The 23,957-nt window shown below is 77.2% G+C and carries 20 protein-coding genes; 7 read left to right on the top strand and 13 right to left on the bottom strand.

Annotated elements, in window-relative coordinates:
- Nucleotides 1-19: 19 nt before the first annotated feature.
- The 3 genes from HCK00_RS21810 to HCK00_RS21800 all read left to right on the top strand — a co-directional run bounded on the left by HCK00_RS21810 (nt 20) and on the right by HCK00_RS21800 (nt 3,453).
- A complete protein-coding gene (locus HCK00_RS21810) occupies nt 20-784 on the top strand; it encodes a class I SAM-dependent methyltransferase (protein WP_168103726.1) in 765 nt (254 codons plus the stop codon).
- A gap of 192 nt (nt 785-976) precedes the next feature.
- On the top strand, nt 977-2,155 hold the full coding sequence (locus tag HCK00_RS21805; RefSeq protein ID WP_168103725.1) for a pyridoxal-phosphate dependent enzyme: 1,179 nt from the start codon (nt 977-979) through the stop codon (nt 2,153-2,155).
- Nucleotides 2,152-3,453, top strand: a complete 1,302-nt coding sequence (locus tag HCK00_RS21800) for an ATP-grasp domain-containing protein (protein WP_168103724.1) — start codon at nt 2,152-2,154, stop codon at nt 3,451-3,453. Before HCK00_RS21805 ends, HCK00_RS21800 begins: the two co-directional genes overlap by 4 nt.
- A 122-nt stretch (nt 3,454-3,575) precedes the next feature.
- Here HCK00_RS21800 and HCK00_RS21795 read toward each other — a convergent pair whose 3' ends face one another.
- The 3 genes from HCK00_RS21795 to HCK00_RS21785 form a co-directional block, all read right to left on the bottom strand.
- A complete protein-coding gene (locus HCK00_RS21795; RefSeq protein WP_168103795.1) occupies nt 3,576-4,547 on the bottom strand; it encodes an arsenic resistance protein in 972 nt (323 codons plus the stop codon).
- Between the two features lie 113 nt (nt 4,548-4,660).
- On the bottom strand, nt 4,661-5,287 hold the full coding sequence (locus HCK00_RS21790; RefSeq protein WP_311765425.1) for a sigma-70 family RNA polymerase sigma factor: 627 nt from the start codon (nt 5,285-5,287) through the stop codon (nt 4,661-4,663).
- Between the two features lie 437 nt (nt 5,288-5,724).
- Nucleotides 5,725-6,459, bottom strand: a complete 735-nt coding sequence (locus tag HCK00_RS21785) for a hypothetical protein (RefSeq protein WP_168103722.1) — start codon at nt 6,457-6,459, stop codon at nt 5,725-5,727.
- A 193-nt stretch (nt 6,460-6,652) separates the two neighbouring features.
- Between HCK00_RS21785 and HCK00_RS21775 the strand changes: the two genes are divergently transcribed.
- On the top strand, nt 6,653-7,447 hold the full coding sequence (locus tag HCK00_RS21775; protein ID WP_240965974.1) for a DUF5995 family protein: 795 nt from the start codon (nt 6,653-6,655) through the stop codon (nt 7,445-7,447).
- Between the two features lie 105 nt (nt 7,448-7,552).
- On the opposite strand, the gene HCK00_RS21770 is transcribed toward HCK00_RS21775, so the two are convergent.
- The 6 genes from HCK00_RS21770 to rpe all read right to left on the bottom strand — a co-directional run bounded on the left by HCK00_RS21770 (nt 7,553) and on the right by rpe (nt 15,129).
- Nucleotides 7,553-9,259: a flavin monoamine oxidase family protein gene (locus HCK00_RS21770; protein ID WP_168103721.1), complete on the bottom strand. Its 1,707-nt coding sequence runs from the start codon at nt 9,257-9,259 to the stop codon at nt 7,553-7,555.
- A 218-nt stretch (nt 9,260-9,477) separates the two neighbouring features.
- Entirely contained in the window at nt 9,478-10,284 is an 807-nt protein-coding gene (locus tag HCK00_RS21765) for a carbon-nitrogen hydrolase family protein (protein WP_168103720.1), read from the bottom strand.
- Nucleotides 10,285-10,489: 205 nt separating this feature from the next.
- The gene (locus tag HCK00_RS21760) at nt 10,490-10,945 is read right to left on the bottom strand and encodes an Lrp/AsnC family transcriptional regulator (protein WP_168103719.1); all 456 of its coding nucleotides are present in this window, start codon (nt 10,943-10,945) and stop codon (nt 10,490-10,492) included.
- A gap of 328 nt (nt 10,946-11,273) precedes the next feature.
- Complete coding sequence (locus tag HCK00_RS21755; RefSeq protein ID WP_168103718.1) at nt 11,274-12,737, bottom strand: GuaB1 family IMP dehydrogenase-related protein; 1,464 nt, start codon at nt 12,735-12,737, stop codon at nt 11,274-11,276.
- A 504-nt stretch (nt 12,738-13,241) separates the two neighbouring features.
- On the bottom strand, nt 13,242-14,258 hold the full coding sequence (locus HCK00_RS21750; protein ID WP_168103717.1) for a sugar-binding transcriptional regulator: 1,017 nt from the start codon (nt 14,256-14,258) through the stop codon (nt 13,242-13,244).
- Between the two features lie 184 nt (nt 14,259-14,442).
- Entirely contained in the window at nt 14,443-15,129 is a 687-nt protein-coding gene (rpe, locus tag HCK00_RS21745; RefSeq protein ID WP_168103716.1) for a ribulose-phosphate 3-epimerase, read from the bottom strand.
- A 280-nt stretch (nt 15,130-15,409) separates the two neighbouring features.
- Between rpe and HCK00_RS27025 the strand changes: the two genes are divergently transcribed.
- Together HCK00_RS27025 and HCK00_RS21735 are read left to right on the top strand one after the other, a co-directional pair.
- The gene (locus HCK00_RS27025; RefSeq protein WP_206320720.1) at nt 15,410-16,003 is read left to right on the top strand and encodes an SH3 domain-containing protein; all 594 of its coding nucleotides are present in this window, start codon (nt 15,410-15,412) and stop codon (nt 16,001-16,003) included.
- A gap of 143 nt (nt 16,004-16,146) precedes the next feature.
- Nucleotides 16,147-16,623, top strand: a complete 477-nt coding sequence (locus HCK00_RS21735; RefSeq protein WP_168103715.1) for a hypothetical protein — start codon at nt 16,147-16,149, stop codon at nt 16,621-16,623.
- Nucleotides 16,624-16,765: 142 nt separating this feature from the next.
- On the opposite strand, the gene HCK00_RS21730 is transcribed toward HCK00_RS21735, so the two are convergent.
- The 3 genes from HCK00_RS21730 to fmt all read right to left on the bottom strand — a co-directional run bounded on the left by HCK00_RS21730 (nt 16,766) and on the right by fmt (nt 20,079).
- A complete protein-coding gene (locus tag HCK00_RS21730) occupies nt 16,766-18,214 on the bottom strand; it encodes an RsmB/NOP family class I SAM-dependent RNA methyltransferase (RefSeq protein ID WP_168103714.1) in 1,449 nt (482 codons plus the stop codon).
- 44 nt (nt 18,215-18,258) lie between these two features.
- Entirely contained in the window at nt 18,259-18,726 is a 468-nt protein-coding gene (locus HCK00_RS21725) for a nuclear transport factor 2 family protein (protein ID WP_240965968.1), read from the bottom strand.
- Between the two features lie 420 nt (nt 18,727-19,146).
- Nucleotides 19,147-20,079, bottom strand: coding sequence for a methionyl-tRNA formyltransferase (gene fmt / locus HCK00_RS21720; protein WP_168103713.1), 933 nt, complete (start codon nt 20,077-20,079; stop codon nt 19,147-19,149).
- Nucleotides 20,080-20,346: 267 nt separating this feature from the next.
- Between fmt and HCK00_RS21715 the strand changes: the two genes are divergently transcribed.
- Nucleotides 20,347-20,982: a hypothetical protein gene (locus HCK00_RS21715; protein ID WP_168103712.1), complete on the top strand. Its 636-nt coding sequence runs from the start codon at nt 20,347-20,349 to the stop codon at nt 20,980-20,982.
- Nucleotides 20,983-21,196: 214 nt separating this feature from the next.
- Here the strand turns inward: HCK00_RS21715 and HCK00_RS21710 are convergent, their stop codons facing one another.
- On the bottom strand, nt 21,197-23,356 hold the full coding sequence (locus HCK00_RS21710) for a primosomal protein N' (RefSeq protein ID WP_375781996.1): 2,160 nt from the start codon (nt 23,354-23,356) through the stop codon (nt 21,197-21,199).
- Nucleotides 23,357-23,957 lie beyond the last annotated feature (601 nt).

The raw sequence follows: 23,957 nt of genomic DNA, 5'->3' as shown, positions 1-23,957 counted from the left end.
GAGGAGGTTGGCCACCGCCATGCGCTGGTACGAGGACGAGGAGTTGTGGACGGAGTTCTCCGGGACGCTGTTCTCCGAACGCCGGCGCGCGGAGGCCGCCCGCACCGTCGCCGCTTCACCGCTGCTCGCCTTCCCGCCCGGCTCCCGCGTGCTGGACCTGTGCTGCGGTCCCGGCCTGTTCCTGGTGCCGCTGGCGGCCCGCGGCCACGACGTCACCGGCGTCGACCTCAGCGCGGCGATGCTCGGCCGGGCCCGCGCCGCCCTGGCCGCCGCGGGCGCCGGGGCCCGGCTGGTACGGGCCGACATGCTGGAGCACGTCGAGCCCGGGCGGTACGACGTGGTGCTCAACCTCTACACCTCGTTCGGCTACTTCGACGACCCGGAGGACAACCTGCGGGTGCTGCGGAACGCCTACGCGTCGCTCGCCCCCGGCGGCCGGCTCCTCGTCGACGTCATGGGCAAGGAAGTGCTGGCCGGCTGGATCGGCCGGCCGCAACTGGCCGACCTCGGCGACGGCGGCTACGTCGTCCAGCGCGACACCGTGCTGGACGACTGGACCCGGCTGCGCACCGACTGGACCCTCGTGCGCGGCACCACCGCCCGCGAGGCGTCCATCACCTGCTTCCTCTACAGCGCGGCCGAGCTGCGCGCGCTGCTGGAGACCGCCGGCTTCACCGCGGTGACCTGCTACGGCGGCTTCGACGGCGCCCCCTACGACCAGCACTCCCGCCGGCTCGTCGTCCAGGGCACCCGGCCCGGCGGGCCCGCGCCCTCGCCCCCCTGATCCGGCCGAGGCCCCGCCCGCGCCCCCCTCCGGGGCCGCGCGGCCCCCCGCACCACCGTGCCGCCCTCCACCCCCTCCGGCGCACGCCGCCCGGTGCGCCCCTCCGGAAGGACCCCCCACCATGCTCCGACCGCCCCCGCCGCCCCCGGCTTTCCCGATCACGCCGCCCGCCACCGACCCCGCGCCCCCGCGGTGACCGCGGTGCGCACCGCGCCGCCGCTCCCGGAGCCGGTCGTCCACGACCACGTCACCGACGCGATCAAAGCCCCCGACCTGCTGCGCCTGACCGGCACGACCGTGCTCGCCCGCTTCGAGACGCTGAAGGTCTACGCGGCGCTGGGCGCCGTCCGCACCCTGCTGGAGCGCGGCACGGTACGCCCCGGCCAGACCCTCGTCGACAGCTCCAGCGGCATCTACGCGCTGGCGCTGGCCATGGCATGCCACCGTTACGGGCTGGGCTGCCACATCGTCGCCTCCACCACCGTGGACGCGGCGCTCCGCGCCCAGTTGGAGGTGCTCGGCGCCACCGTCGACCAGATGCCGCCCTCCCGGAGCCTCCGGCTGGACCAGGAGCGCCGGGTCGGCCGGGTGCGCCGGCTCCTCGCGGACCGCCCGGGGATGCACTGGATGCGCCAGTACCACGATGCCGTCCACTACGCCGGCTACCGGGAGTTCGCCGATCTGGTCGACCGGGCCCTGCCCGGCGTGCCGCTCGGGGTGGTCGCCGCCGTCGGCACCGGAGCCTCCACCGCCGGGCTCGTCCTGCCGCTGCGCCGGCGCGGCCGGGACGTGCGGCTGGTGGGGCTCCAGCCCTTCGGCAGCGTCACCTTCGGCAGTGAGGGGTTCAGCGACCCGGAGGCCATCATCGCGGGCATCGGCAGCTCCATCCCGTTCGACAACGTCCGGCACGAGCTGTACGACCGGGTGCACTGGCTGGACTTCCGGCACGCCATGGCCGGCGCCGTCGCGCTCCTGCGCGACCACGCCGTCTTCGCCGGGCTCTCCACGGGCGCGGCATACCTCGCCGGCGCCTGGGAGGCGGCCCGTGACCCCGGCCGCACCCACCTGGTGATCGGCGCGGACACCGGTCACCGCTACACCGAACGGGTGTTCGCCCGCCACCGGGAGGCGGCCGACCCCGGCCGTCTCGCGCCGCGCCGGATCGGCTCGCTCGCCGAACTCGCCCCGCCCTGGTCCGTCCTGGACTGGAACCGCCGCCCGTACGAGACCGGCGCGGGCGGACGGGGCGGACCTGGCGGCGGTGGCGGCGGGCCGGCCGCGGCCGAGGGGGCCGGGCCTCCGCTGGTCGCGCCCGCCCCGCGCCCGGCGACCGCCGCCCCGCGGACCACGGGGAAGGGCGGCGGCCCGTGACCGTCGCCGCGCTCGAAGCGCTCACCTTCGGCCTGGACCGGCTCGCGGAGGCCGCCGCCGGGGCCGGGCACCGGCTCGCCCTCCTCACCGGCGACCGCGCGGTGTACCGCCATGAACTGGCCCGGATCGCCCCGGGTGCCCTCGACGTCATCGACGTGGACACCGGCGACCGGGACGCCTGCGCCGCCGCCCTGGCCCGCCTGCCCGGCCTCCGCGGACTGATCAACTCCACCGACACCTGGAGCGTCCCCGCCGCCGAACTCGCCGCCGCGCTGGGCCTGCCGGGACCGAGCCCGGAGTCCGTCCGCCTGCTCCGCGACAAGTCCCGGGTGCGCGCCCTCCTCCACGAGCGGGGGCTCAGCCGGGGCCCCGCCCTGCCGGTGGCCGCCGGCGACCCGGACGCCGCCGCGCGCGTGCTCCGGGAGATCGGCCTGCCCGCCGTGGTCAAGGACTCGGCGGGCACCTCCTCCCGTAACGTCTGGCCGGTCCGCGACGAGGAGGCCCTGCGCGGGGCGCTCGCCGAGGCCGCGGAACGCCCGCTGCTCGGACGGCTGTTCGCCGAACCCTTCTTCGCCGGCCCCGTCTACAGCGCGGAGACCCTGAGCTGGGCGGGCACCACGCGGCTGCTCGGCGTGCTCAGCCGTCAGCTGTCGCCGGAGCCCCTGGTCCGCGAGGAGGCCGCCGCCTTCCCCGTGGCGCTGCCGGCCGCCCTCCACGGGCGCGTCGAGGACTGGGTGGCGCGGGTGCTGCACACCGCCGGGCACCACGAGGGTTTCGGGCACGTGGAGTTCGTCCTCACCACCGGCGGGCCCGAACTGGTGGAGATCAACCGGCGGATCGGCGGCGCGCTGGTCGGTGAAGCGCTCTGCCGCGCGCTGGGCGTCAACGTGTACGAGGCACTGGTGGACACGGCGCTCGGCCGCCGCCCCGCGCTGCTCGACGGTCCGGGCGCCACCGGGCCCGCCACCGCGTTCGTCCTGGTCTACGCCGCCCGGCGCGGCACCCTGACCGGCTGGTCCGGCCTGGACCACCTGGCCGCCTTCCCCGGCGAACCCGCCTGGTACCCGACGCTCGCCCCCGGCGACCGGGTGGCGCACCTCACGGACCAGCGGGGCTGCACCGGAATCGTGCTGGCCGGCGGGGAGACCGCCGAACTGGCCCTGCACCGCGCGCTGGCCGCGGCGGGCGCGGTCCGGCCCCTCGTCCGCCCGGACGGGGACGACGACGGCAACGGTGGCGACGGGGACGGCGACGGCGACCGGGACGACGGGGACAAGGCCGAGCCCCTGGGCCGCTGACGCCGGTGCCCGGCACCGGGCCGGGCGCGGCGGCCGGAGCCGGCCCGCTCCCCCGCCGCCGCGCCCGGCCCCCGCCACGGGCCCGTCCGCCGGCCCGGCCCCGGCCGCCTGACCGCCGGTGGTCAGCGCGCGGCCGTCCCGGCCGCCGCGGGCGCGCGTTCCGGCACCAGCCGGGGCACGAGGCGGACGCAGGCCACCATGCCGACCACCTCCACCAGGGTCTGCGCGACCACGACGGCCGCGGCCACCGCGAAGGCGTCGGGCAGGGCCAGCGCCAGTGGCAGCACCACCAGGGAGTTGCGGGTCGCCCCCGTGAACACCACCGCGCGGCCCGCCGGGGCGTCCAGGCGGAACAGAGCGGCCACCCCCTTCCCGGCGAACGCCATGACCACGAGGAACACCACATAGACGGGGATCACGGCCGCGACATCGGTGAGGCGGTCGCCCAGCTTGGGAAGCTGGGAGGCGACGACGGTCAGGAGCACCGCGGCCATCAGCGGCACCATCGTCGTACCGGCCGCGGCGGAGACCCGCCGTCCCGCCGGGCGCAGCGCGGCCCACGCCTGAAGCGCCCACGCCAGCGCGAGCGGGACGGCGATCAGGACCACGAACGCCTCCACGAACGGGCCCACCTCCACCACATCGGCCAGACCGGGCCCCAGGAAGAGATACAGGAATCCCGGCAGCAGCAGCATCTGCGCCACGAGCAGCAGCGGCGTGGCGGCCAGCAGACGGCGGGCCGAGCCGCCGGCCAGCCCCGAGAAGACGATCACGTAGTCCACGCACGGGCAGAGCAGCACCAGCAGCACCCCCACGCGGACGGCCTGGTCCGCCGGGAGGAACGCGAACAGCGCCGCGACGACCAGCGGCACCACGGCGAAGTTCACCACCAGGGCCGCGGCGAGGAACCGGCCGTCGCGCAGGGAGCGGACCAGCTCCGCGGCGGGGACCTGGAGGAAGGTGACGAACAGCAGCGCGCCCAGCACCGGGTTGATGGCGTGCTCCAGCCCCGGCCCGGCCGCCGGGGCCAGGGCGCCCACCAGCCCGCCCGCGGCCATCGCCGCGAGATAGATCGCCACCTGGTGGTGGTCCATCCGCTCCACCAGGCCCCGCCGTTCCTGCTCAGGCACCCGAGCTCCTCAATCTTCGTACGGGAGGCGGCCCGCCCCGCGCGGCGGCGTCCCGCGCGGGGGCACCTCTCCCATCCTCACAGCCCGGGCCGGGCACCCGGTAACCGGCCGGGCGCCCCGCCCCCCGGCAGCAGGCCCGCCGGGGCGGAACCCGGCTCCCGCCGCCCGGCACCGTCCGACTCCGCGTCCTCCAGCAGGGCGATCAGCGTCTCCCGGGCGCGGGCCACCCGGGACCGGACCGTCCCGACCGGGCAGCCGGCGATCCTGGCGGCCTCCGCGTAGGGGAGCCCCAGGAGCTGGGTGAGGACGAACACCTCACGCCGCAGCGCGGGAAGCCGCGCCAGCAGCTCCGCCAGCGCCACACCTTCGTCGAAGCCCGGCAGGCCGCGCGGCTGGGCGTCCTCCACCACGGTCTGCCAGTCCTCGACCCGCGCCCGGCGGGGGCGGGCCCGCTCGGACCTGATCCGGTCCACCACCACGCGCCGCGCGATGGTGAGCAGCCAGCCGCGCGCCGGCGAACGGCCCTGGAACCCGGGGAGGCTGCGCAGGGCCCGCAGATAGGTGTCCTGGACCAGGTCCTCGGCCCCCTGCGGGTCGCCGGTGAGACGGACGAGGTAGCGGCGGACGTCGGGCAGCGTGGAGCGGACGAAGGACTCCGCCGCGCCGCGGTCGCCGTGCCCGGCCGCGAGGGCCCAGCCCGTCACCTCCCGGTCCTTCCGGTCCCGGTCCGTGCCGGTGACCGGTGGGCGGGCGCCGCCACGGCCCGCGGGAGCGGCTCCAGCGCCCGCGCCGGGTATCCCGCCCCCGGCCGGGGCGCCGGGGCCGGCGAGTTCCGGCGGGGTGCCCGGGGCAGCCGGGGCCACGAGGCCCGCCGGGGCGCCCCGTTCGGCCGGCCCGCCGCTCCGGGGCGGGGGGTGGCCGGGCCGGGCCCGCCGCCGTGCCGCCTGCTCCGCGCGCCGGTGGTGTTCCGGCTGCTCCGCTCGTTCCGCCCGTCTGCGGGCTCCACCGTTCCGTGCAGCGTTCATCGTCCGCGGTCCTCCGGTGTGGTCCGCCGCGCGGCGCGGTGACTGCGGCGCCGGGCGGCGGGAACGGCGGCCGGGGGCGTGATCCGGACCCCGCCCCGGCCGATGGCTCCGTGCTGTCAGGCGACAGCGGGCACCGGCGGCGGGCCGCGCGTGGGGAGGACGCGGAGGAGCGGGAACGGCCGCGGCGCGCACGGCACCGCGGGGAGAGGGCCGCGGCGCGGCGGCCGGGGCAGCGGGACGGCGCGGACCACGAGGTCCAGCGGGGCGGCCAGCCGGGCGGACGCCGCCCGCAGCAGCCGGAAGAGGGCCCGTTCCCCGCCCGACAGCCACACCGCGCCCACCAGGGCGATCACCAGGTGGACGGCGGCCATCACGGGCCCGGCACCCGCCTGTTCGAAGAGGGGCCCCATCCCGATGCCGCCGCCCCCGCCCCCGGCCGGCCCCCCGCCCGCGTACGACGGAACGACATGCGCCGTCCAGTCCGCGGGGGCGAGGTGGGCCGCGTGCCCCGCGTGGGCGTGCGGCCGGTCCTCCGCGGCCCCGTGCAGCACCGCGGCCCCGGCCCCGTACGGCAGCCCGCCCGGCGGTCTGCCGGGGGCCGGCTGGGCGCGGGCGAACAGCAGGTGGAGCACGCCCTGGACGGCGAGCGCGGCCGGGGTGACCAGCCACGGTGACCGCTCCCGGCCGGTCAGGCCCCACACCCCGGCGGCCGTCGCGCACAGCGCCGCGGCGAGCGCCCAGCCGGGCACGGGCAGACCGGAGACCGCGGCGTGTCCCTCCGCCGCGAGCAGCACGCACACCGCCGCGAACACGGCGGTCCGCACCGAGCGCGTGACCCTCCCGGGAACCATGGTCCGATCATGGTGACACCCCGGCCCGCTTCCCGGGACCGGGCCGCGGGAATTCGTCGTACCGGAACGCCCGGACCGGCCCGGCCCTCCGGACGCGCCACGTCGCGCCGCCGGCGCACCGGCGTTGGTCCGTTCCGGTCACCCCCGGCCGTCCCGGGCGACAAGCCGGGCGCGGAGCTGCCACGGTGCCCTCATGCAGCACACGACGGCCACCGCGGCACCGGCGGCACCGGCCGGACGGAACCCCGCCCCTCCCCCACCGGCCGCGGTCCCCGCACCCGTCGCGCCGCCCAGGGGGCCCTCGCCCCCGCCGGAGCCGTCCGCCACGGCCGGACTGCGCGAGGCGGTGGCCCGGATGCGGGCGCTGGCCTCGGAACTCCGGCCGTGTGACGGGGTGGCCGTGGTCAACGCCGGCTGCCTCCGGATCATGGAGGAGCTGACGCGGCGGCTGGTCACCGGCTCCTTCACCGACCCCGGGGCCGTCGCCGGGCTCGGCGCCCGCCTCGCCGGCCGCTATCTGGCCGCGGTGGAGGCCGACGCGGCCGGGCTGCGCCCGCCCGCCTGCTGGCGGCCCCTGTTCCGGCAGCGCCACCATCCCGGGGTGCTGCCCGTCCAGTTCGCGCTCGCCGGGGTCAACGCCCAGATCGGGCACGACCTGCCGCTCGCCGTCGTGGACACCTGCGCCGCCCTGGGCCGCGCCCCCGGGACACCGTGCGCCGACCACGAACGGATGGACGACCTCCTCGCGGTACGGGAGGAACGGATCCGGGAGGACCTGATGCCCGGCCCGGACCTCCTCGACGTGGCCGACCCGCTCACCCACCTGACCGGCGCCTGGCGCCCGTCCCGGGCCCGGGACGAGGCGTGGGCGGCGGCCCGTGTCCTGTGGGAGCTGCGCCGGGCGGACGGACCGCGCGAGGAGTTCCGGCAGCGGCTGGACACCGGCACCGGCGTCGTCGGCCGCTTCCTCCTCACCCCGCTGGGCTGAGACGGCCACCCGCGGAGCCCCGTTCAGCGCGCGCCGGTGCCCGTCCCCGTGGAACGGAGCGCCGCCTTGAGGGGCTCCGCGGGACCGCGCCACGGCAGGGCCCGCTCAGTCCTCCGGCAGTTCGACCGGCGCCAGTTCGTCGAAGCGGTCGCCCGGCCCCGGATTGGACGGGTCGGTCCCGCCCCCGAAGTGGTGGATCACCCCCCACACGGCGTTCAGCGCCGTCTGCACCGCGCCCTCGGCCCACCCCGCCGTCCAGGAGACGTCGTCACCGGCGAGGAAGAGGCCGCGCCGGTCCGCGGGCAGCCGGTCCTGCATGAAGTGCGTGAACAGCCGCCGCTGGTAGCGGTAGTGGCCGGGGAGGTTGGCCTTGAACGCGCCCATGAAGCACGGCTCGTCCTCCCAGGAGACGGTGACCGGGTCACCGATGACGTGCTTGCGGATGTCCACCTTCGGATAGATCTCGCGGAGCGACTTCAGCATGACCTCCATCCGCTCGTGCGCGTTCAGCGGCAGCCACTTGGAGCTGTCGTCGCACCAGGTGTAGGAGAGGCAGATCACGGCGGGCCGGTCCGGGCCGTCGTCCAGCAGATAGGTGCCGCGGGTCATCCGGTCGGTGAGCGTCATGCTCATCCGGTCCCGGCCGGTCTCCTCGTCCCGGTCCAGCCAGAACGGCCGGTCGACCGGGACGAACAGCTTGGAGGACTCCATGTAATGGGTGCGCTCCACGGCGGTCCAGTGATCGATCGGGAAGAGCGCGTCATCACAGTCGATCTTCGACAGCAGCATCCAGGACTGCGCCGTGAACACCGCGGCCCGGTAGGTGCGGATACGGCCCTCGGCGTCGGTCACGGTGATGCCGTTGCCCGCGGTGCGGTGCAGCCGGGTCACCGCCGGACGCGGCCGGCGCCCCGCGTGCAGATCGGCGAGCGAGGTCCCCCGCGGCCAGTGGACGCCCTTCTCGGGCCGGTGCTCCCACAGCCGCAGCGGCAGCTGCTGGCTGCCGCCGACGATGCCCCGGTGATCGTCGTCGGCGCCGGTGTAGACGACCCGGAGGATCTCCAGGATCGAGTTGGGGAAGTCGGTGTCCCAGCCCCCGGTGCCGAAGCCGACCTGTCCGAAGATCTCCCGGTGCCGGAACGAACGGAAGGCCGGGGAGTCGCAGAGGAAGCCGTAGAACGTCTGGTTGTCCAGCTTCTCCACCAGCGGGGCCCAGATCGCCCGGATCGCCTCGGTGTCCCGCTCCCGCAGCGCCCGCTGCATCGCGGCGAAGTCGGCGCCCTCCTCCAGACAGGTGTTCCAGGCGTTCATCACCTCGGTGAAGACCGGCGGCAGGTCCTCCAGCGTCCGCGCGTAGTGGGACCGCCCCTTGAGGTCCACCACGGTGGACGGGGTGCCCGGCGCGAGCGGGTTGGGGAAGGGCTTCGTCTCCAGGCCCACCAGGTCGACGTAGTGCCGGAAGGCGGTGGAGGACGGCGGGAAGCGCATGGCGCCCATCTCGGCCGTCAGCCCCGGGTCACAGCCCTCGAAGCCCACGGTACGGAGCCGGCCGCCGATCCGGTCGGCCTCGTAGACCACCGGCTTCAGCCCCGTCTTCATCAGCTCGTACGCCGTGACCAGGCCGGACAGGCCGCCGCCGATGACCGCGACCTCGGTGCCGTGCTCGGCTGCGGGCACCGAGCCGAGACCGGCCGGATGCGCCAGGTGGTCGTCGTAGGGGAAGGGGAAATCCGGGCCGATCATGGTGATGGGGGGCCGGGCCTGGGCCTGGGCGTGCTGCTCGTCGTGGACGGCGGTGGGCACGGACGTCATCGGCTGCTCTCCTGGCGGTACGGCGGTGCGGGGGTACGGGGCGGTGCGGGGGTACGGCGGTGCGGGCGGTTCGGGTACGGCGCTGCGGGCGGTTCGGGGTCACGGGTGCCGCGGGCGCGGGCGGTTGCCCCACGGGTGCGGTGGTGCGGGCGGGGGTCGTCCGGGCGTGGGAGACGGCCCCCGGTGGCTGCCTGCGCCCGGGCGCGCCGACTCGCGCGTCAGCCGCGGGCGGCGAGCGGGCCGTAGAGTTCCGGGCGCCGGTCCCGCAGATAGGGGTTGGCGGCGCGGGAGCGGCGCAGCGTCTCCGGGTCGGCCTCGGCGAACAGCAGTTCCTCACCGCGCCCGGCGCGGGCGGGCACGGTGCCGTCCGGCGCGGCCAGACAGCTCAGCCCGGCGAAGTCGAACTCCCCTTCGGGCCCGGTGCGGTTGGCGTACGCGATGTGGAGCTGGTTCTCCCAGGCCCGCGCGGGCAGCAGGGTCCGCGGGACGATCTCGTAGGGGCGCATCAGCGCGGTGGGCACGAGCAGCAGTTCCGTGCCGGCCAGCGCGTGCGCGCGCACCGTCTCCGGGAACTCCACGTCGTAGCAGACCAGCAGGCCGAGCCGGGTTCCGTCCAGCTCCGCCTGGACGACGGCCCGGTCGCCGGGGGTGAAGGCGGCGGTCTCGAACTCCCCGTAGAGATGGGTCTTGCGGTAGCCGGCGAGCCGCGTGCCGTCGGGGCCGGTCAGGGAGACGGCGTTGTACAGGGCGCGGCCGTCCCGCTCGGGATAGCCGAGGGCGACGGCCACGCCGTGGTGCGCGGCGGTCGCGGCGACGCGGCCGGCGGACGGCCCGTCCGCGGTCTCGGCCAGCCGGGGCAGGGCGCTGCCGACGGCGTAACCGGTGAGGAACAGTTCGGGGGTGACCAGCAGCCGGGCACCGGCGGACGCCGCGCGCCCCGCGGCCTCGTCGAGCAGCCGCAGGTTGTGCGCCACGTCGCCCGGGCGGCCGGAACTCTGGAGCAGGGCGATAGGCAACGGCGGCATGACGGACCTCGGGGCGGTACGAATCGGGCGATGAGGGGGACGGAAAAACGGTACGTTCGCCCGTCACGGCCGGACAAGCCGCGACCGTTGCCACCGGCGCGCGATTCGTTGCGTCTGCGGGCCTTCTCACGGCGATTCATTGCGCAGAGGGCGCGCGCCCGTCGCGCCGGCCCGCGGAGAGCGCGGCGGGGCGCCCCGGCGGGTGTCAGCCGGGCGCCCCGGAGCCGTAGCGCCGCAGCAGCGGCGAGAGGACGAGCACGGACTTGGTCCGTTCCACATAGGGCTCGCCGGCGATCTGCTCCAGCACCCGCTCGAAGTGGCGCATGTCCGAGGCGAAGATCTGCGCCACGGCGTCCGCCTCACCGGTGACGGTGGACGCGGACACCACCTCGGGATAGCGCGCGAGCCCCCGCCGGATCGCCTCGGGCGAGGTGTGCCGGCGGCAGTACAGCTCGATGAAGCCCTCCGTCTCCCAGCCGAGCGCCGCCGGGTCCACCCGGACGGTGAACCCGGTGATGGCGCCCTCGGCGCGCAGGCGGTCCACCCGCCGTTTGACGGCAGGGGCGGAGAGCCCGACCTCCGCCCCGACATCGGCGTAGGAGCGGCGGGCGTCCCCGGCGAGGGCGCGGACGATGCGTTCGTCGAGTTCGTTCAGGCGCACGGCGCTCGGATCACCTCTCCGGGGGGGGCGGACGGTCACGGGCGGCGGACGGGCCGGGCCCGCCGCGCGGAGGCGGCGGCACGGCGGCGGCAGGCGGCGGGGCTCATGGACGCCGGCGGCACGGCCCGGGGCCGGGGCACCGGAGCCGCCCGTCGCCCGGGCCTCCCGCACGCCGGGGCCGGGGCCGGGACGGGGCAGTGCTCCCGGTCGGGCCCGGCCCGGTCCGGTCAGGCCCGGCCCGGTCCACGGAGTACACCACAGTTCACCGGCCCCGAGCCCGGTACGGTGCGCGGTGCCCGCCGCGGGTCCCCCACGGCGGGCACCGGGCTCAGCCCCAGCTGGCGTGGAGCGGCTTGCCCTCCGCGTAACCGGCGGCGCTCTGCACCCCGACCACGGCCCGCTCGTGGAACTCGTCGAGGGTGGAGGCGCCCGCGTAGGTGCAGGAGCTGCGGAGACCGGCGACGATCGAGTCGAGCAGGTCCTCCACCCCGGGCCGCTCCGGGTCCAGATACATCCGGGAGGTGGAGATGCCCTCCTCGAACAGCCCCTTCCGCGCCCGGTCGTACGCCGATTCCTCGCTGGTACGCCGCCGGACGGCCCGCGCCGAGGCCATCCCGAAGCTCTCCTTGTAGAGGCGGCCGTCCGGGGACTGCTGGAGGTCCCCGGGGGACTCGTACGTCCCGGCGAACCAGGAGCCGATCATGACGTTGGAGGCGCCGGCCGCCAGGGCCATGGCCACGTCCCGCGGGTGGCGCACCCCGCCGTCGGCCCACACGTGGCGGCCGAGCCGGCGCGCCTCGGCGGCGCACTCGCGCACGGCGGAGAACTGCGGGCGGCCCACGCCCGTCATCATGCGGGTGGTGCACATGGCGCCGGGCCCGACCCCCACCTTGACGATGTCGGCGCCCGCCGCCACCAGATCCCGCACGCCCTCCGCGGAGACGACGTTGCCCGCGACCACCGGGACCGCCGGATCCAGGGCGCGGATCTCCCGCACCGTGGTGAGCATGGACTCCTGGTGGCCGTGGGCGGTGTCCACGACGAGGGTGTCCACACCGGCCGCGAACAGCGCCTCGGCCCGCCGTACGGCCTCCCCGTTGATCCCGACGGCCGCGGCGACGCGCAGCCGGCCCGCCGCGTCGGTGTTGGGGGTGTAGAGGGTGGCGCGGAGCGCGCCCTTGCGGGTGAGGATGCCGACGAGACGCCCGTCCGCGTCCACGGCGGGCGCCAGCCGGCGGTGGGCCGCGTCGAGCCGGTTGAAGGCGTCCCGCGGGTCGACGTCCTCGTCCACGAGCAGCGGTTCGCGGGACATGACCTCGGAGAGCTGGGTGAAGCGGTCCACCCCGTTCAGGTCCGTCTCGGTGACGACGCCCACGGGCCGCCCGTCCTCGACGACGACCACCGCGCCGTGCGCCCGCTTGTGGAGCAGGGAGAGCGCCTCCGCGACCGTCCCGGCCGGCGGCAGGGTGATCGGGGTGTCGAGGACGTGGTGGCGCCGCTTCACCCAGGAGATCACCTCGCTGACGACCCCCAGCGGGATGTCCTGCGGCAGGACGACGAGCCCGCCGCGGCGGGCCACCGTCTCGGCCATGCGGCGGCCCGCGATCGCGGTCATGTTGGCGACGACGATCGGGACGGTGGTGCCGGTCCCGTCGGAGGAGGAGAGGTCCACCCCGTGCCGGGATCCCACGGAGGAACGGTTCGGCACCATGAAGACATCGTCGTACGTCAGGTCGTAGGGAACCGGAGCCGCGTCCACGCGGCGCCCCGTGCCGGGCTCAAGGAAGTGCATAGGTCCCACATTTTCACGCGAGATGGCGCAGGACCCCCGTCCGCACAGCAAAGGGCCCCCGCCGTCGTCTGCGCCTCCGGGACGGAGGGTGCGGGGGCTCGCCTGCCGGGCTGGAAAACCTGCCTTGCTCCGGAATGCTAGCCGACCGGCGCACCGGACGGAGGTCCGGGAACCCGGCGGACCGGCGGGCCCTCGTGGCCGGGCGGAGCCGGCGGATGGGCGGGGAACGGGCGGAGCCGCACGGCTCGGCGGAACGGCGGGGGCGGCCCGCGCCTGTCCCGGGCCGTCGCTCTCCCCTGCCGGCCGGGTTGGGCGGGGCCGCCGATGCGGCGCCAAAGGCTTGTTACTGGCCGCCCACCTGAGGAATCGCAGACCCCTCGCGGGGCGGTGATGAACTCCGTGGCGCGGAACGGCCGGATCGGGATGGGGAGACGCGACGCGAGGACCGGGCACGGTCCGGTGACGGGACGGCCGGGCCGAGCCGGGAGGGGCCCGCCCGCGCGCTCAGGCCCTCTCGGGGTCCACCCGGTCCAGGGCCGGGCGCGGCTGCGGGCCGGTCTCGCGGAGCAGGCGGTCCGCGGCGGCGGTGTCCGTGACGAGGCTGGTGACCAGGCCGGAGCGGAGCACCGCGTCGATCGCGGCCGACTTCCGGCGCCCGCCCGCGATGGCGACCACCTCGGGGATGCGGCGCAGCCGGTCGGCCTCGACCGTGATGCAGCGCTCCCCCAGGTCACGGCCGATCGTCCGCCCGTCGGCGGCGAAGAGGTGCGCGGACATCTCCGCGGCGGCGCCCAGCGAGGCGTAGTGGGCCCGCTCCTCGTCCGACAGCATGTCGTGGACGGTGGAGACGCCCGGCTCCCAGGAGCCGATGGAGACGGCCGCCACGGTGACCTTGTCGAAGTACTCGAAGGCCCGGGCGATGCCGGGCTGGGCCCGGAGCGCCGCCGCGGTGGTGGCGTCGGGCAGCAGCATCGGCGCGTAGATGGGGTGCGCCTCGCCGCCGGAGACGGTCGCGGCCCGGCGGACGGCCTCCACCGAGCCGCGCTCGGCGGTCCCGGCGTCGTACACGCCCGTGAGCTGGACGACGGTACAGGGGGGCAGCCGGTCCAGGGCGGCGGCCATGTGGATGGTGGAACGGCCCCAGGCGAGGCCCAGGACGTCGCCCTCGCTGACCAGTTCACCGAGCAGGTCGGCGGCGACCTCGCCGAGGTTCTCCGGGTCCACCCCGTCGTCCTCGGCGTCGGAGGGCGACTCGACGACGACGGCGTGGCGCAGGCCGTAGCGGGCACGCAGCGCGTCGGAGGCCTCGGCGTCCAGCTCGGCCGGGACGCGGATCTCGATGCGCACCAGATCGCGTTCGAGCGCCGTCTCCAGCACCCGGGCCACCTTGAAGCGGCTGACGCCGAACTCCTCCGCGATCTGGATCTTCGACTTGCCCTCCAGGTAGAAGCGGCGGGCCATGGCCGCCGCCTGCACCAGCTCCGCGGGTCCCATCCGCATGGCTGACCGGCCCGTCGACACCGCGTTCTCCTTCTCTGGTTCGCTGGTTCTCTGGTCGCTGCCCCGTTGCTGAGCCCGCCACCGCCATCCTGTCAGAAGCGGCGGCCGGCGGCCGGTGCCCGTGGCCCCCCGCCCCGGCAAGTTCACCGGAGTTCATCGCTCCGTGTCCTCCGGGGCGCTTCCCGCTGCCCGCGGGGACCGGGGCTCAGTGGCCGCAGGCCCAGCCGGCCCCCGCCGGGGTCTCCTCCGCCTGGCGGCGCAGCGCCCGGACGGCCGCGGCCGGGTCGTCGGCGCCGTAGACGGCGGAGCCGGCCACGAAGACGTCCGCGCCGGCCTCGGCGCAGCGCTCGATGGTGTCGGCCGAGACGCCGCCGTCCACCTGGAGCCACATCTCCAGGCCGTGCTTCGCGATCAGCTCCCGGGTGCGGCGGATCTTCGGCAGGGTGATGTCGAGGAAGGCCTGCCCGCCGAAGCCGGGTTCCACGGTCATCACCAGGAGCATGTCCAGCTCCGGCAGGAGGTCCTCGTACGGCTCCACGGGGGTGGCGGGCTTGAGGGCCATCGCGGCCCGGGCCCCCTTGGCCCGGATCTCGCGGGCCAGCCGGACGGGGGCGGCGGCGGCCTCGGCGTGGAAGGTGACCGAGCCCGCGCCGGCCTCGACGAAGCCGGCGGCCCAGCGGTCCGGGTCCTCGATCATCAGATGGCAGTCGAGCGGGGTGTCCGTCGCGCGGCTGAGCGCCTCCACGACCGGCGCGCCGAGCGTGAGGTTGGGGACGAAGTGGTTGTCCATGACGTCGACATGGAGCCAGTCGGCGCCCTCGACGGCACGCGCCTCCTCCGCGAGGCGGGAGAAATCGGCGGAGAGAATGCTGGGACTGATCTGCACGGCCATGAGGACAGCCTGCCATGGGTCGCAAAACTCCGTGACCGCCGGTTTCCGGCATTCCGTGACCCTGTGTCCCGAACCGCGCGGGAACGTTTCGGGAAGGTGATCATCGGCGCCTCCGAGGACGCGGCGGGACCGGCCACCCCACCCTCCGGGCCCCGCAGGGCACCGGGGGCGGCCGACCCGCCCATCATTGGTGGAATCAGACGATAATTCTCTTATCTGTCTATAAGGTCCGTTGCTGTACCCCCCGCAGCCCCGCGGCCCCGCGGTGAAAGGAACGGACATGAAGAAGCACGTGACGCGCCTCGGCCTGACGGCACTGGTGGCGGCGCTGGCCCTGACGGGTGCCGGGCCGGCCGCCCAGGCCCTCGACGGCGCCGGAACCGACGGCGCGAGCGCGCCCGCCGACGCCGGCGGCCGGCCCGGCGGCCCGACCGTCGTCGTCGAGGGTGACAACAACCAGGTCGTGATCGGCAACGAGAACGTCACCGGCCGCGACGGCATCGTCGCCAGCGGAGACAGCAACACCGGCGGCATCGGCGGCGGCGAGACCGCCCCCGCCCAGCCGTACGGCACCGTCGTCGCCAGCCAGCTCAACGTGCGCAGCGGTCCGGGCACCACCTACTCGATCCTGCCGCCCGCCCTCGCCTACGGGCAGCAGGTCGGCCTGATCTGCAAGGTCGTCGGCCAGAACGTCGACGGCAACAACCTGTGGTACCTGCTGCGCGACCGCCCCGGCTACGCCGCCGCCCGGTACGTCCAGAACACCGGGACGGTCCCGTACTGCCAGGGCGGCATCGGGCCGGTGGAGACCGGCACCCTCGCCGGGGACGCGGCCACCGCCCCGGAGGGTGGCGACAGCGCCGCCGTGGGCTGACCCCTCCCGCCCTCCGTCCGCCGGACGGGCCCGGTCCCGGCCGGCTTGACGGGCCGTCACCCCTGAGCGGCCGGGACGGGCGCCCCCGGTGCCGCATCCCCGAACTCCCGGGGATCCAGAACTCCCGAGGAAAGGAACGGACCATGACAACGCAGCGATCGCGGCTCGGGGCAGCCGCCCTGGTGGCGCTCGTCCTGGCGGGCGGCGGGGCGGCGGCCGCCCACGCCGCGGCGCCGGACACGGGGCGCGTGACCGCCGCCGGCCCGGGCGACGACGCGGTGGGCGCCCTGAACGACCCGGCCGCCGCGGCCGCCGTCGCGCGGGGCCACGTCGACGTCCCCTACGGCTCCACGGCCCCCGTGTGGTCGGAGCCCGCCACGGACTCCCGGCTGCTCCGGTCGCTGTGGGGCGGCACGCGGGTCGGGCTCGCCTGCTCCGCGCTCGGCGAACCGGTCCAGGGCGACGACCTCTGGTACCGGCTGGCGTACCCCGCCCCGGGCGGCTGGATCAACTCCCGTTACGTCACCGTCGACCAGCTCCCGCCCGAGGGCGTCCCGGTTTGCCTCCCCACCCCCCAGGACCCGCCCACCGGTGATCCCGCCGGCCTTCCGCGCGGCTGAGACGGCCACCGGACCGACCGACCGCCCCGGCCGCTTCCACGGGGCGCCCCGGCTCCGGCCGGTCATGGATGTCGGGGACGTCCGTGACCGGCCGGCGTGCGTACGGAGCAGCTCCGCCGGCCGGCCCGGGGCGGCCCTCCGGTCAGGACACGCGCCGCAGCAGCGCCAGGTACATCGCGTCGGTGCCGTGGAGATGCGGCCAGAGCTGGATGTCGGGGCCCTCGCCCAGCGCGGGGACACCGGGCAGCAGGGGCCGCGCGTCGAGGAGTTCGGCCTCCACGGCCGGACCGCCGCGCCCCTTCAGCACGTCGTCGACGACGGCCCGCGTCTCGGCCAGATGCGGGGAGCAGGTGGCGTAACCCACGACTCCGCCGGGGCGCACCGACTCCAGCGCCTTCCGCAGCAGCCCGCGCTGGAGCGGGGCGAAGCCGTCCAGATCCGCGGGGCGGCGGCGCCAGCGGGCCTCGGGGCGGCGGCGCAGCGCGCCCAGCCCGGTGCAGGGGACGTCCACCAGCACCCGGTCGAAGCTGCCGGGCCGCCACGGCGGCCGGGTGCCGTCCGCGGTGACCACCTGGTACGGGCCGGGGTTCCCGGCCAGGGCACGGGCCACCAGACGGGCCCGGTGCGGCTGTTTCTCGGCGGCGACCAGGGTGGCCCCGCGCTCCGCCGCGAGAGCGCCGAGGAGCGCCGCCTTGCCGCCGGGCCCGGCGCAGCCGTCGAGCCAGTGCCGGTCGCTCCCCTCCAGCGGGGCGGCGGCCAGGGCGAGGGCGACGAGCTGGCTGCCCTCGTCCTGGACGCCGGCGCGGTCCTCGCGGACGGCCTCCAGCGCGCCCGGCTCCCCGCCCTCGGAGAGCCGCACCGCGTAGGGCGACCAGCGGCCCGGCAGCGCCGTCCCCTCCCCCGCCAGCTCCTCCGCGGCCTGCCGCAGCTCCCCCGGGGTGGACCGCCCCGGCCGGGCGACGAGGGTGACCTCGGGCCGCTCGTTGTCGGCCGCCAGCAGATCCTCGATGCCCGCCCGGCCGCCGCCGAGGGAGTCCCAGAGCGCGGAGACGATCCACCGCGGGTGGGAGTGGACCACGGCGAGATGGTCCTCCGGGTCCTCCTCCCAGTCCGGCGCCACCCGGGCCAGCCAGCCGTCCAGGTCGTCGGCGGCGATCCGGCGGAGCACGGCGTTGACGAACTTCGCCCGCCCGTCCCCGAGCACCACCCGGGCCAGCTCGACCGTGGCGCTCACCGCCGCGTGGCTGGGGATACGGGTGGACAGCAGCTGGTGGGCGCCGAGGGAGAGGACGTCCAGCACGGGCGGGTCCACCTCGCGCAGCGGCCGGTCGGCGCAGGCGGCGATCACCGCGTCGTAGGTGCCCTGTCCGCGCAGGGTGCCGTAGACCAGCTCGGTGGCGAGCGCCGCGTCCCGGTCGTCGAAGCCGCCCTTCGCGCGGGCCTCGCGGAGCAGCGGCGGCAGCACGAGGTTGGCGTAGGCGTCCCGCTCGTCCACCGCGCGCAGCGCCTCGAAGGCGAGGATGCGCACGGGGTCCTTGCGGGGACGGCGGTAGGGCTTGCCGGGGTGGCGGCGACGGGACTGCTCGGTCACGGGGAAGGTGCTCCGCGGGGTACGGGGGGAGGGCCCCGCCCAGCCTACGCCGCGCCGGCGGTGTCCCCCGCGCCGCCCCAGCCGCCCTGGATCATGGTCTGGAACCGCCAGGCACCGTCCCGCTTGACCAGGAGATCCGCGTAGCGGACGGCCTGGCGGTGCCCGCCCGCCGTCATGACCGCGTCGGTGACGACGAGGACCAGCGAGGCCGTGAGGAAGTGCGGGGTGCGCACCGACTCGAAGGTGACGGGGGAATCGCCCCCGGCGCCGGCCGTGACCTCGCCCATGGTGGCGGTGAACCGCTCACGGTCCCAGCTCTCGGCGCTCCCCTCGCCCGCGGCGTCGTCGGTGACGACGTTGAGCGGGAAGAGCGCCATGCCGGCCATGGCCTCGACCTCGCCACGGGCGGCGAGCGCGTCGTACCGGGCGAACCACTCCGTCACGGAGCGGAGGTCCTCCTCGCCCGGCGTGAAACCGGCTCCGGCGGCGGGCATCACGTGCTGCTCGGTCATCCTGCTCCCTCGATCGGGCCGGTCGCGCCGGGGCACGGCCGGACCACTGAACAAACTTGACTACTGCGCGGGACGGTAATGCCCGCATGGACCATTGGTCAAACTTGACTACCCGCCCTGGACCTCGCCGCTGGGACGCCCGTCATGCCGCAACGGGACGCCGGGTCGTCCTCGGAGTGGAGTTCCGCACGCAACCCCGGGGAGCTGCCCGGGTGCCGCCTTCCCGTCCCCTCATCAAGGCGCGGGGCTCGGGGCACGCCCTCCGGCGCCGCGCGGGAACGGGGGCACGGGACGGGGGAACGCACGGCGGCGGCCTGGGGACCGGGGCGCGCCAGGCCCCGCCGCCCGCCCGGACGCCGGGGCGGCGGACGGGCGAACTGACAGGCTGACGGGGCTGACGGGCTGACGGGCGGTGGCTTGTCAGCCGCCGAGCCGGTCCTCCGGGCCGAGGCGGACCCCGCGGGCCCAGTCGGCGGCGCGCATCGGCTTCTTGCCCTGCGGCTGGACCCACAGCAGTTCCACGGCGTGCGAACCGGTGCCCGCGTGCACGGCGTTCTTCGCGGCCGACAGCTCACCCGGCTCCAGGCCGGTACGGTCCGGCGCGAGGCCGACCGCCCTCACCTTCAGCCGCTCCCCGCGGAAGAGGGTCCAGGCACCGGGCGCCGGCGAGCAGCCACGCACCACGCGGTCGACCCGGAGGGCGGGCGCCCGCCAGTCGAGCCGCGCGTCCTCCACCGTGAGCTTGGGGGCCAGGCTCACGCCCTCGGCGGGCTGCGGCACGGGCCGCAGCGAGCCGTCCTCGATGCCGTCCATGGTGGCCGCCAGCAGCCCGGCGCCGGCGAGCGAGAGCCGGGTCAGCAGGTCGCCGCTGGTGTCGGTGGGCCGGACCTCCTCGGTGACCACCCCGTAGACCGGTCCGGAGTCCAGGCCCTCCTCGATCTGGAAGGTGGAGGCGCCGGTCAGCTCGTCACCGGCGAGCACCGCGTGCTGTACGGGCGCCGCGCCCCGCCACGCCGGGAGCAGCGAGAAGTGCAGGTTCACCCAGCCCCGCGCGGGGATGTCGAGCGCGGCACGGGGCAGCAGCGCGCCGTAGGCCACGACGGGGCAGCAGTCGGGGCCGATCTCGCGGAGCCGGGCCAGGAAGTCCTCGTCCCGCGGCCGGGCCGGCTTGAGCACCTCGATGCCCGCCTCCTCGGCCCGCCGCGCGACCGGGCACGCGACCGTCCGGCGGCCCCGGCCGGCGGGCGCGTCGGGGCGGGTGACGGCGGCCACCACCTCGTGCCGGTCCGACGCGATCAGGGCGTCCAGGGCGGGGACGGCGACCTCGGGGGTGCCGGCGAAGACGAGCTTCATCGCGGGGAGCGCTGCCTCTCAAGGGGGTCGGGCCCCGGGCCGGCGCCCCGCGCCCGCGGGCGGGACGGGAGGCCGGGACCGGGAAGAGCGCCCCAGTCTAGGACCCGGACCAGGGGGCGTGTGCGTGGGCGTGCGCCCCCGGCTCGTACCCGCACGCTCCACCACCGTGACCCGCCGGGCGGCTGCCGCGTTGGTCACGGGAGATTGACAGCCACAGGGCCCCGGCCGGGGTCCGTCCCCTGCAACGCCGGTTCGAGAGGCTTGTTGATGGCCGACCACTCCACGCACGACAACCAGGCCCGGGCCAGCCTGCACCTGCTGGTGCGGGACATCGAGCGGGTCCGCCGGCAGGCGGACGCCCTGCGCACGCTCACGGCCCAGCTCGGCACCGTCTACCGCCCCCGCCGCGGCGGCCCCTCCGCGGCGGGGTTCATCGTGTACGGGCGGGCGCCGGCCCCGACCGTCCGGCTGGCGCAGGAACTGCGGGACAGCGTCGAGACGCTGGTCACCGCCGCCGTCGACTTCGACCGGTCGCTCGGCTTCTCCTGGGACGCCGTCGGCTCCGCGCTCGGCGTCACCAAGCAGGCCGTCCACCGCCGTTACGGCGGCGCCCGGCGGGCCGCGGCGCGCACCGCGGAGGCCGAGGCGGCCGCGGAGGCCGCAGAGACCGAGGCCGCCGCCGGGACGGCCCAGGCCCCGGACGCCGGGGCGGGCGCCGCCCTCCCGGAACCGGCCGCCACGCCGGAGCGGCGGGGCCCGGCCGTCACCCCGGCGGTGCCGGCCGCCCGGGCGGTGGCCACCCCGCGCGCCGCGGCGGCCACCGCCCTGACGGAGGGGGGCCATCCGGGCGGCCTGGCCGAGCCCGCCCGCCGCAACACCCTGCCCACGCCGCGCAACGGCTGACTCCGGCGCCCCAGGCCCGGCCGTCCGGACTCCGGCACCCCGGCCCGGCCGTCCGGCGGATCCCGCCGACGGCGCGGGGCCCGGTACGCCTCTCTCCGCGGCGTCGCCGTCGGCGGGCGCGGCGGCGCGCCACACCCACCGGCCGCCCACGGATCCCCGGCCCACGCCCCTCACACCGGGGCCCCGTCTTGTCCCCGGGGGTACGCCGGCCCGTTCAGCCCAGGTCCGGCGGGTCGACGCGGATGCGGACCGGAGCCGTCTCACGGCGGGCCAGCCGCGCCGCCCGCGCCGCCTTGAGCGCCGCGGCCAGGGCCGCCCCGGTGCCCGGCGGGACGCGGATCAGCGCGCGGTCCCACCGCTCCCCCGGGGGCGGCCCGCCCGGGCGGGCACCGCCGGGGCCGGGGACGGGCAGTCCCACCGGGCCCAGCACCTCCGCGTCCGCCGGCAGCCGTACCGTCTCCAGGAATCCCGCCACCGCCTCCGGCGGGCCGGACACGGCCGCCATCCGGGAGACCGGGGGGAAGCCCAGTTCGGCGCGGTCCGCCAGCTCGCGCTCCGCGTGCCCGGCCGGGTCCCAGCGCACCAGCGCCTGCACCGGCCGCAGCCCGGGGTCGGCCACCACGACGACCGTCCCGCCCGCGGGTTCCGGGCGGACCAGCGCGGCCCCGCCCAGCCAGCGGCGGAGCGTCTCCTCACCGGCCCGCAGATCGGGGCGGCCCAGCATCGCCCAGCCGTCGAGGAGCAGCGCCGCGGCATAGCCCTCCTCGGCCACGGGTTCGGCCCCCGGGGTGGAGACGACGAGCGCGGGCGCGGGCCCCACCGTGTCCAGGACGTGGTCACGGCCGGAGGTACGGACCGGCACGGCCGGGAAGGCGCGGCCCAGCTCCTCGGCGGTGCGCCGGGCCCCGAACACCTGCCCGCGCAGCCGCGCGCCGCCGCACTCGGCGCACCGCCACCCCGGCTCCGTCCGCCCGCACCAGCCGCAGCACAGTGCCTCGGCCGCGCCGGTGGCCTCCAGCGGGCCGGCGCAGTGGCGGCAGCGGGCGGGGGTCCGGCAGCGCTCGCACGCCAGCCGGGGGACGTAGCCCCGGCGGGGCACCTGCACCAGCACCGGCCCCCGGCGCAGGGCGTCCCGGACGGTGGACCAGGCCAGGCTCGGCAGCCGCGCGGCGCGCGCCGCCGGGTCCCGGCCCTCGTCCCCGTCGCCGATGGTGCGGACGCGGGGCGCGGTGGCGCGGACCGTCGCACGGTCCGCCGCCAGCGCGCGGGCCCAGCCCGTCCTGACGAGCTGCGCGGCCTCGGCGGTGCGTCCGTGCCCGCCGAGCAGGAACGCGGCCCCCTCGTGCGCCGCGCGGAGCGTGAGCACCTCGCGGGCGTGCGGGTGGGGGGCGCGTTCGTCGGCGTGGCCCGAGTCCCCGTCCTCCCAGAGCGCGGCCAGGCCCAGGTCGCGGACCGGGGCGAACATGGCGGCCCGGGTGCCGACGACGGCCCGGACGGCGCCGCGGGAGACCGCGAGCCAGCGGCGGTAGCGCGCCTCCGGCCCGGCGTCGGCGGTGAGCAGGACGTGGTGCCCGGGGCCGGCGAGGGCGGTCAGCGCGGCGTCCACCCGGGCGGCGGCGCGCCCGTCGGGCAGCACGGCGAGGGCGCCGCGGCCGCCGGCGAGGGTGGCGGCGAGGGCCCGGGCCAGTTCGTCGGGCCACTCGGGGCCGGGCAGGGCGGTCCACACGGCGCGGGGGGCGGCGCCCGCGTGCAGGGCGCGCAGATAGCCGGGGCCGTCGGGGTAGCGGGTCCAGCTCCCCGGGTCCGGCGCGGGCGGCGGGGGCTGCGCCGGCGGGGACTCCTTCTTCTCCGCGCGGGCCATCCGGCGCGGCACCGCGAGCTGGACGACGTCCGCCAGCGCACCGGCGTACCGGTCGGCCACCGCCCGGCAGAGGGCCAGCAGCCCGGGGGAGAGCACCGGCTCGGGGGAGAGCACCTGGGCGAGGGGCGCCAGGGTGCCGGGGTAGTCGCTGTCCGCGCGGCGTTCGACCACGAAGCCGTTGATCAGCCCGCCGCCCTCACGCCGCCCGTCCCGCTCCCCCGCCCCGAAGCGGACCCGGACGCGGACACCTGGCCGCGCCTCGGCGTCCATGGCGGCGGGGACGGCGTAGTCGAAGTAGCGGTCGAGGTGGACCAGACCCTTGTCGACCAGGACGCGGGCCACCGGAAGCCGTTCGGCGAGGGGGGCGCCGCGCCAGGTGCGCGGCCGGGCGCGGGGGACCTTCGCCGCGCGGACCGTCTCGCGGATGAGCGCGAGCTGCTCGCCCCCGGCCGGCCCGGCGGCGGGGGGATCATGGGGCGGCTCCCCGCCCGGGCGCCCGTTGTCGCTGCTCACCGTCACAGTCCTACCAGAGCCGGCGGACAGCCCGGCCGGGCCGGCCACGGGGCCGCGGGGCCGGGAGCTGGAGCGGCCGGCCGGCGGGGGTGCCCCCGGATGGTCCCGGTACATCTCCGCGACCAGGAAGGCCAGGACGGTGCCCCGGTCGCGGATGCGCTCGCCCCCGCCCGGATCGGTGCTGATCACCCGGCCGCGTTGCGCACACGGCCACGGCCCGTCCCCTCCCGCCGGCCCGGGCGGGCCCGGGGGCCCGCAAGGGGCCCGGCGTGCCGGGGCCGGGGTCCGGCGGGGCGGATCGGACCGGGGGCCGCACGGCATACGGGTGATCGCCGGGCGTCGGGCGCCGCGCTCCGGCTCAGGTCATGCGGGTCTCCGGGGCGGATCACGCCGGAAAGGCGTGGTCCGGCGCTGCCGCCGGACGCCGCCGTCCCCACGCCTTCCGGCCGGGGAGCGTTTCCGTGCGCGGAGGCCCTCCTCCGCCGGGCGCGCGGGGCCCTGCTCGCCCGGACCCGCACTCCCCCGGCGCCGCCCACCGGGCAGACCCCCGGAGGGGTCCGGCCCGGCGGTGGCGCGGTGCGTGGTGCCGGTCAGACGCCGG

The organism is Streptomyces zingiberis (assembly GCF_012034935.1).
Lineage (GTDB): Bacteria > Actinomycetota > Actinomycetes > Streptomycetales > Streptomycetaceae > Streptomyces > Streptomyces zingiberis.
Note: the sequence above shows the minus strand (reverse complement) of the source record. Positions and strands in the feature narration are given on the sequence as shown.

What these genes read in the sequence shown, in the direction of transcription:
- HCK00_RS21735 (WP_168103715.1), top strand. Translation starts at nt 16,147, where the DNA reads ATGACAACGCAGCGATCGCGGCTCGGGGCAGCCGCCCTGGTGGCGCTC.
- rpe (WP_168103716.1), bottom strand. Translation starts at nt 15,129, where the DNA reads ATGGCCGTGCAGATCAGTCCCAGCATTCTCTCCGCCGATTTCTCCCGC.
- HCK00_RS21725 (WP_240965968.1), bottom strand. Translation starts at nt 18,726, where the DNA reads ATGACCGAGCAGCACGTGATGCCCGCCGCCGGAGCCGGTTTCACGCCG.
- HCK00_RS21770 (WP_168103721.1), bottom strand. Translation starts at nt 9,259, where the DNA reads ATGACGTCCGTGCCCACCGCCGTCCACGACGAGCAGCACGCCCAGGCC.
- HCK00_RS21715 (WP_168103712.1), top strand. Translation starts at nt 20,347, where the DNA reads ATGGCCGACCACTCCACGCACGACAACCAGGCCCGGGCCAGCCTGCAC.
- HCK00_RS21795 (WP_168103795.1), bottom strand. Translation starts at nt 4,547, where the DNA reads ATGGACCACCACCAGGTGGCGATCTATCTCGCGGCGATGGCCGCGGGC.
- HCK00_RS21810 (WP_168103726.1), top strand. Translation starts at nt 20, where the DNA reads ATGCGCTGGTACGAGGACGAGGAGTTGTGGACGGAGTTCTCCGGGACG.
- HCK00_RS21765 (WP_168103720.1), bottom strand. Translation starts at nt 10,284, where the DNA reads ATGCCGCCGTTGCCTATCGCCCTGCTCCAGAGTTCCGGCCGCCCGGGC.
- fmt (WP_168103713.1), bottom strand. Translation starts at nt 20,079, where the DNA reads ATGAAGCTCGTCTTCGCCGGCACCCCCGAGGTCGCCGTCCCCGCCCTG.
- HCK00_RS21785 (WP_168103722.1), bottom strand. Translation starts at nt 6,459, where the DNA reads ATGGTTCCCGGGAGGGTCACGCGCTCGGTGCGGACCGCCGTGTTCGCG.
- HCK00_RS21775 (WP_240965974.1), top strand. Translation starts at nt 6,653, where the DNA reads ATGCAGCACACGACGGCCACCGCGGCACCGGCGGCACCGGCCGGACGG.
- HCK00_RS27025 (WP_206320720.1), top strand. Translation starts at nt 15,410, where the DNA reads ATGAAGAAGCACGTGACGCGCCTCGGCCTGACGGCACTGGTGGCGGCG.
- HCK00_RS21755 (WP_168103718.1), bottom strand. Translation starts at nt 12,737, where the DNA reads ATGCACTTCCTTGAGCCCGGCACGGGGCGCCGCGTGGACGCGGCTCCG.